This is a genomic window from Methanoculleus sp. UBA303, assembly GCA_002501655.1.
Lineage (GTDB): Archaea > Halobacteriota > Methanomicrobia > Methanomicrobiales > Methanoculleaceae > Methanoculleus.
Window position 1 is genome coordinate 1 of record DANY01000015.1, and the last position, 6844, is coordinate 6844.

At 63.9% G+C, this 6844-nt stretch carries 6 protein-coding genes; 3 read left to right on the forward strand and 3 right to left on the reverse strand.

Translation table 11 applies throughout. From position 1 onward, the window contains the following. Positions 1-515 precede the first annotated feature (515 nt). Positions 516-2288 (forward strand): alpha-glucan family phosphorylase, encoded by a 1773-nt coding sequence (gene glgP, locus BP846_RS03350; RefSeq protein WP_292392631.1) that lies wholly within the window; start codon positions 516-518, stop codon positions 2286-2288. 154 nt (positions 2289-2442) lie between these two features. Continuing rightward, positions 2443-2640 carry a hypothetical protein gene (locus BP846_RS03355; RefSeq protein WP_292392632.1) on the forward strand — a complete coding sequence of 66 codons (198 nt, stop codon included), beginning with the start codon at positions 2443-2445 and terminating at the stop codon, positions 2638-2640. 1 nt (position 2641) lies between these two features. On the opposite strand, the gene malQ is transcribed toward BP846_RS03355, so the two are convergent. The 3 genes from malQ to BP846_RS03370 form a co-directional block, all read right to left on the reverse strand. After that, positions 2642-4141, reverse strand: a complete 1500-nt coding sequence (gene malQ / locus BP846_RS03360) for a 4-alpha-glucanotransferase (protein ID WP_292392633.1) — start codon at positions 4139-4141, stop codon at positions 2642-2644. A gap of 125 nt (positions 4142-4266) precedes the next feature. After that, a complete protein-coding gene (locus tag BP846_RS03365) occupies positions 4267-5103 on the reverse strand; it encodes a proline dehydrogenase family protein (protein ID WP_292392634.1) in 837 nt (278 codons plus the stop codon). A 78-nt stretch (positions 5104-5181) separates the two neighbouring features. Next, positions 5182-5949, reverse strand: a complete 768-nt coding sequence (locus BP846_RS03370; protein ID WP_292392635.1) for a TIGR04255 family protein — start codon at positions 5947-5949, stop codon at positions 5182-5184. A 118-nt stretch (positions 5950-6067) separates the two neighbouring features. Between BP846_RS03370 and BP846_RS03375 the strand changes: the two genes are divergently transcribed. Further along, positions 6068-6634 carry a diacylglycerol/polyprenol kinase family protein gene (locus BP846_RS03375; RefSeq protein ID WP_292392636.1) on the forward strand — a complete coding sequence of 189 codons (567 nt, stop codon included), beginning with the start codon at positions 6068-6070 and terminating at the stop codon, positions 6632-6634. Positions 6635-6844 lie beyond the last annotated feature (210 nt).

Below are 6844 nucleotides of genomic sequence, written 5' to 3' on the forward strand. Positions count from 1 at the left end.
CAAAGTTCATCCCCGATTCGCTCTCCCTTCCTCAGTTCCACCAGAGTATAATGCACCGTCTGCAGGTAAATAGTTGTCGATAAAGTTAGCGCTTATGGGGCTTGCCCCCCTCCCCTGTCTCTCGCAAGGCGGTACCCGAACCCCCCACCCCGCCCGCGCCTGCGGCCTCCTCCCCCGCCCCCGGGGCGGGGGCAGTGCGTGGCGATATCCAGTGGAAATCCGTGTCCGGAGTGGCTCTGGACCCGGTTCTTCCCCGGGTATGTCCCGATGCACTGGACCGTAGTGGCTTGCGCACCTTCGATGTTCGAGCTCCTGCCCTTCGGCCAGTCCCTTATCGCATCCGGGGGGGGGCGGGCTCCCCGCACAAAATCATACCCGTAAGCCCCTCCGGGGGGCCGTGCATGAGGATACCAGGTGGCAACCGGGCCATGGGTGTATGCGAGTAGCGCTACATAACCCGGCCCAAAACCCGGGGCGTCGGCAGGTTCATAAGGATCTCGGGTGGATGCAGGGCCATGGTGGCGAGGGACCCCGTCTGCGGGATGCCGGTGGACCCGGCAAAGGCGGCCTACTCGGTGGAGGTCCGCGGCGGGACCTACTACTTCTCAAGCGAACTCTGCAGGGATACGTTCATCGGGGGCGAGAAGATCGCCTACTTCTCCATGGAGATCGGCATCGAGAGTGATATACCGACCTACAGCGGCGGCCTCGGCGTGCTTGCCGGGGACGTCATCCGTTCGAGCGCCGACCTCCTCATCCCGATGGTCGCGGTGACGCTCGTCAACCGGAAAGGCTACGTGCGGCAGCGCCTGACCCCGGAAGGCGACCAGATCGATCTTCCCGACGAGTGGGACCCCGGAAAGCACATGCGGGAACTCTCCCGGCGGGTGACCGTGCGGATCGGGGACGCGAACGTCGCGATACGGGCCTGGCTCTACGACTACTGGAGCCCCGTCGGCGGCCTCGTGCCGGTGCTCTTCCTCGATACGGACCTTCCCGAGAACGCAGCCGAAGACCGGGGGATAACCGACTACCTCTACGGCGGCGACCAGGAGTACCGGCTGAAGCAGGCGATTGTGCTCGGGATCGGCGGGGCCCGGATGCTCGCCGCCCTGGGTATAAGGGTCGGCAAGTACCATATCAACGAGAGCCACTCAAGCCTCCTCACCCTCGAACTCCTCAGCCGCCCGGGAATGGATGAGGAGAAGGTGCAGACGCACTGTATCTTCACCACCCACACCCCGGTGGCGGTGGCGTTCGAGACGTTCCCACGGGATATGGCAGTCCGCCTGCTCAGGAACGAGGTCCCGTCGGAACTGCTGGGGGAGTACATCGGTGAGGACGGGCTTGCGCTCGCGACCCTCGCGTTCCGCCTGAGCAGGTACGTCAACGGCGTGACGACGGCGCACATGAACTTCTCAAGGCGGCTCTTTCCGGCTTTCCACATCAGGGCGGTGACCAACGGCGTCCACCCACATACGTGGGCGTCAGGGCCGTTCCGGAACCTCTACGACCGCCACATCGCAGGCTGGGCGCAGGAACCGGAACTGCTCGTCAGGGTCGACGAGATCCCGCACGAGGATATCAGGCACGCCCACCAGCAGGCGAAGCAGGCTCTGGTGGACTACGTCGGGGAGATGAACAGTGTGGACCTGGATCCGCTGGCCCTCACGATCGGGTTCGCCCGACGGGCGGCGGCTTACAAACGGTCAACCCTGATCTTCTCGGACCTCGAAAAACTGCGGGAGGCCGGCAGGCGGGGAGCGATCCAGCTCGTCTTCGCCGGGAAGGCCCATCCGGCGGACGCAGTCGGCAAGCAGGAGATCCGCCAGGTCCACGATGCCATGCGCGACCTTGAGGGGGAGGTGAAGGGCGTCTACCTCGAAAACTACACGATGGAGATCGCGGGCCTGATGACCGCGGGGGTGGACGTCTGGCTGAACACGCCCCTGCCGCCCTACGAGGCGAGCGGCACGAGCGGTATGAAGGCCGCCCTCAACGGCGTGGTCAACTTCAGCGTCCTTGACGGGTGGTGGATCGAGGGCTGGATCGAGGGGACGACGGGGTGGGCGATCGGTCCCGGGCCCGATGCGCCGGTGAGCGAGGCCGAACAACGAAGGCGGGAGCTCCAGGACCTCTACAGTAAACTCGAGTACCTTATCATCCCCACCTACTACCTCCGGAAGGACGAGTGGGCGACGATCATGCGGAGCTCGATCGCAAAGATAGCCTACTACTTCAACACCCACCGGATGATGCGGCGCTACGCGACGGAGGCGTATCTGTAAAGGAACCCGGGCCAAAGGGTGGCGAATCTCCCGCCCGGGCTGCCTGTAACGCAAATGTTACGCAATCTCCGGCATTGTTACAGATTTGTAACAATAATTACCTTCACGTAACAGATCTGTAACATTTAAATTCAGCCCCGGAAAATATCCATCTATGTCCAGGGTCGTCCGGATCGACGAGGAGGCGCTGGAGGTTGCCCTCAAGTACGGGAAGAACCTCTCCCTCGGGGTCATGAAGATGGAAGAACTGATCGGAAAGCACGAGAAGGCCCGGCGGGACTACACCGCCATCGAGGAGATGGTCCGCCGGACCATCCGGGAAGAACTCGAGGTCCTGACCGCCCGGTACTGATTCACGCCCGCCCGGAGAGTTCCGTGAGCCCGCGGAGCCAGTCGAACGGGGCATCGGCGAACTCCTCCGGCGTCATGCGCCACTCCCAGTTCCCCTCGGAAGTCGAGGGATAGTTCATCCTTGCCTCCGCCCCAAGCCCGAGGACGTCCTGCATGGGGATGATGCTTGCCCGGGCAACCGATGTCGCCGCGAGAAGGATGAGTTCCCGGTGGACCTCGCTCGCCGCCACCTCCCGCCCGATATAGGCAAAGAACCGCTGCTTATCCTCCTCCGACGCCTCCTCCTCAAACCACCCCCGGGCCGTGTTGTTGTCGTGCGTCCCCGTGTAGCATATAAGGTTTGGGATGTAGTTATGGGGGATGTGAGCGCTTTTCGGGAGCCCCTCACCGAACGCGAAGAGCAGGATCTTCATCCCCGGGAACCCGAACCGATCGAGAAGCCCCTGGACGGCCGGGGTGTTGGCCCCCAGGTCCTCGGCGACGATTGCAGAGCAGGGAAACCGCCGGGCGAGCGCCTCGAAGAAGTCGGCTCCCGGCCCGTCGACCCAGGTGCCGCGCTCAGCCGTCGTGTCGCCCGCCGGGATCTCGTAATAGTCCGCAAACGCCCTGAAATGGTCGATCCGGAAGAGGTCGTAGAGTTCGCCGGCCCGGGCGATTCGGCTCACCCACCAGTCGTAGCGGCGCTCCCGGAGCAGAGGCCAGTTGTAGACCGGGTTCCCCCAGAGTTGCCCGGTCTCGCTGAATACATCCGGTGGCACCCCCGCTATCACGGTGGGGCGGAGGTCGTCGTCCAGTTTGAAGATCCCGGGGTTCTGCCAGAGATCAACGCTGTCGTATGCGACGTAGATCGGTATATCGCCGATGACCTGGATGCCCCGGTCGGTGCAGTGCTGGTGGAGAGCCGACCATTGCCGCCCGGCAATATACTGGAGGAACTTCTCCCTTCTGATCTCGTCGGCAAGGCGCCGGCGCATATCATCGAGGGCCTCCGGTTGTCGGGCCCGGATCTCCTCCGGCCACCGGCTCCACTCCTGTCCGTGGAAGTGATCCTTGAGCGCGACAAAGAGCGCGTGGTCATCCAGCCACCATCTGCTTCTATCGCAGAACTCTTCGTACCTGCGCTCAGGCCCCGAGTGAAGGAACCGCTGGTATGCGACCGAAAAGAGCCGGTCCTTGTACCACGTGGCCGCCTCGTAGGCCACCCGCCCCTCCGGAAATTCGGGCACCGGTTCGAGGTCGGTTCGCCTGAGGAACCCCTCCCGGACGAGCAGGTCCGGGCTGATGAGGAGGGTGTTCATGCCGAACGCCGACGGGCTGTAGTAAGGAGAACTGGCGTGCTCGACCCGTGTCGGGTTGATCGGCAGGATCTGCCAGTAATGCTGCCGGGCCTTCGCCAGCGCCTCGACGAACCGGTATGCCGACGGCCCGAAATCCCCGACGCCGTACGCCGACGGCAGGGACGTGACGTGCAGGAGTATACCGCTTCCCCGTGTCTGGATCATCTTTCATCCCCTGGACTGAACGGTTCGACCATTTGGGGTTACTCCCTATTATAGTCTCGTACCGGCGTCGGACGTCCAGTTGATCCCGTCCGTGAGGCCCCCGGAGGTCGTGACAGGGTGCGGTGTCAGGGCACCGGTCCTCTCCCCTCTACCGCCAGCCCCGCGATATACGCCTCCCGCCGCGCCACGTACGCGGCCGCCTGCTCCCCAAAGGGCACGTACTCCGCGACAGCCCGGCCCTCCCCGGCGAGCCGGAGTTTTGTCTCGTCCGCAAGCCCCATCAGGAACCCGAACTCGACCAGCCCAACCGGACTCTGCGCAAGCCACGCAACCAGGTCAGGATCGTGGGTGCCGGTCGAGAACGCCACACCCCGGTCGAGAAGTCCCGCTGCAAGACCCCGGAAGCGCCGCCGGACCTCTTCGAGATCAACTGCATTCCCTCCGTAGGCTCCCTTCACCAGGCGGGGCCTGATCCCGCTATCGAGGATGCGCTCGAGGTCTTCTGCGGTGCGATCGAGGGAAGTCTGGAGGGCGAGCGTCACCGGGAGCCCCTGTCGTGCGCAGGCGACTGCGGCCTCCACCGTCGTCTCCACAAGGCCCCGGCCCTCCATGTCCACCTCAAACCCCACACCACGTGCATGGGCCTCTCCACAGAGTTGGAGCAGGGATTCATGGGCGGCTTTTTGGTCGACGAGGGCACCGATCGCAGTCATCTTCACCGTGAGGGATGCGTCCAGGGCGCGCTCGTCGATCGCGGCTATGGCGGCGGAAGAGCGCTCCAGGTTCCCCCGGGCCTGCCGCTCGCTCTGGGCATACTCGCCGAGGACATCAAGGATACACCGGATGCCCCGGGCGTTCTGCGCCCTGCACCGCAGGACCGCCGCATCAAGGTCGGGCAGCGTCCAGCGATCAGCCCTGCCGGGCATAGGGGGTGCCTGGCGCGCGCCCACGTCGTTGTTCATCGCCCCGCCTGTACCCGATGATGAACACGAGAACCTCACGGGGGCGAGAGGAGGGCAGGCACCCGGCCCTGCACTCTCTCACCGTGCCGCCACCGCCGCCTCCTCCCGGATGGTGAAGAGGTCGCGCAGGGAGTCCTTGATACAGGCCTCAAAGATGTCGCGCACGTGGGTGTGGGCGATCTCCAGCCAGTCAGCCACGCCATCCAGCGGGACGCTCCTCTCCTCAGCGAGGAAGTAGTCGATGTTCAAGAGGAACGCGTTGTTCTCCGTCGACTCAAGCACGGCATCGGTGAGTTCCACCCGGCAGTTGTCGCGGTTGTCGTGGAACGCGAACTCGCACCCGGTTATGAACCCCACCGGCGCCCTTGGGAGTTCCGGCGGGAGTGTGGGATAGAAGGCAAAGTAGTCCGAGAGCGTCATCTCCCGCTCGGGGACCTCGATGAGGTTGACGTAGCGCAGGTTCATAGTGTTGACGGTATCAGCACTGATGACTTCCCGGAACCGGTCAAACACCCCGTGGATCCTCTCCGAGAAGGCCTCCCAGTGCACATACGGCTTCTGGCAGCTCACCGATAAGAGGCGGGGGCCGACCTGGACCGCACAGCCTTCGTCTTCGGCGAGGAAGATCGACCGCTCGGCAACCAGGAGTTCTTCACGGAGGCCCTCCGGTCCGAGGAGCATGACCACCTCGCGCACGTAGCGCTGGTCGCGTTTCGGGTAGGCATCCTTTACGTGGCTGTAGAGTATGCCGGGGTAGGTCATGTCCCAGGGGATATCCTCGGGGAACCGGAACTCGCATATCACTTCGGCGGCAGGCGGGTTTACGTATTTTCGTACCTTCGTCATGATCTTCTCCCTCAAGGGTGTGTAGGATGGAAGGGGATCACATTAAAGTGACTGCTCCCGGGCGTTCGACCGGGCACCCGCACCATGTTTTATCTCCCGGGTCTGCCATTCCGGTGCGATGAGCGAGACGTTCCGCCAGACTGTCCACCTGCTCATGGGGCTCCTCGGCGCGGGGATCATCCTCCGCCTGAACGACCGGGAGGCATTCATATTCGCAAGCGCCGCGCTCGTCGTCATGTTCCTCCTCTGCGACGCCTTCACCCGCGGCCACGACGTCCCGGTCATCTCGCAGGTATTCGACGAGACCGAGCGGCGGGGGAAGGTGCCGCTCAAAGGCGGTATCGCCTACGCGGCCGGAGCGCTCTTCTGCCTCGCGGTCTTCGGGAGGGAGTATACCGCGGTCGGCCTCGTCACGGTCGGGGTGCTCGACAGTGTCTCGACGCTCGCCGGGCTTCGGTTCGGGCGGCACACCATCCGGGGCAAAAAATCGCTTGAGGGGACACTTGCCGGGATTGCCGCGGCCGCTCTCGCGCTCGCCTTCCTTATCCCCTGGTGGGCGGCCGCAGTCGTGGCGGGCGTCGCCGGCATCGTCGAGGCATACTCGCCGGTCGACGACAACGTGGCCGTCCAGGTCAGTTCGTGTCTGACCCTCGCGCTTATGGGAGCCGGGATGGGAATGTTTTGATGGGGTTAGAAACCTGGGAAGATTCGAGGAATGGCGGACGGGTGTCCAGAGGGTAGTGCTTCAGCAGAGAACTGATAATCGATCTCGGTGGATCCGACCGAAAATTTCCGTTATCGTGCTCTGGTAAAGCCCACCCAATTCCGGCTGTCGTTCATCCCTGATGTTATTGGTGCCGGACCCGGCCTGTCCCTGAGTTCGACCTTTTCTCGC

What these genes read in the sequence shown, in the direction of transcription:
- BP846_RS03365 (WP_292392634.1), bottom strand. Translation starts at nt 5,103, where the DNA reads ATGAACAACGACGTGGGCGCGCGCCAGGCACCCCCTATGCCCGGCAGG.
- BP846_RS03375 (WP_292392636.1), top strand. Translation starts at nt 6,068, where the DNA reads ATGAGCGAGACGTTCCGCCAGACTGTCCACCTGCTCATGGGGCTCCTC.
- glgP (WP_292392631.1), top strand. Translation starts at nt 516, where the DNA reads ATGGTGGCGAGGGACCCCGTCTGCGGGATGCCGGTGGACCCGGCAAAG.
- BP846_RS03370 (WP_292392635.1), bottom strand. Translation starts at nt 5,949, where the DNA reads ATGACGAAGGTACGAAAATACGTAAACCCGCCTGCCGCCGAAGTGATA.
- malQ (WP_292392633.1), bottom strand. Translation starts at nt 4,141, where the DNA reads ATGATCCAGACACGGGGAAGCGGTATACTCCTGCACGTCACGTCCCTG.
- BP846_RS03355 (WP_292392632.1), top strand. Translation starts at nt 2,443, where the DNA reads ATGTCCAGGGTCGTCCGGATCGACGAGGAGGCGCTGGAGGTTGCCCTC.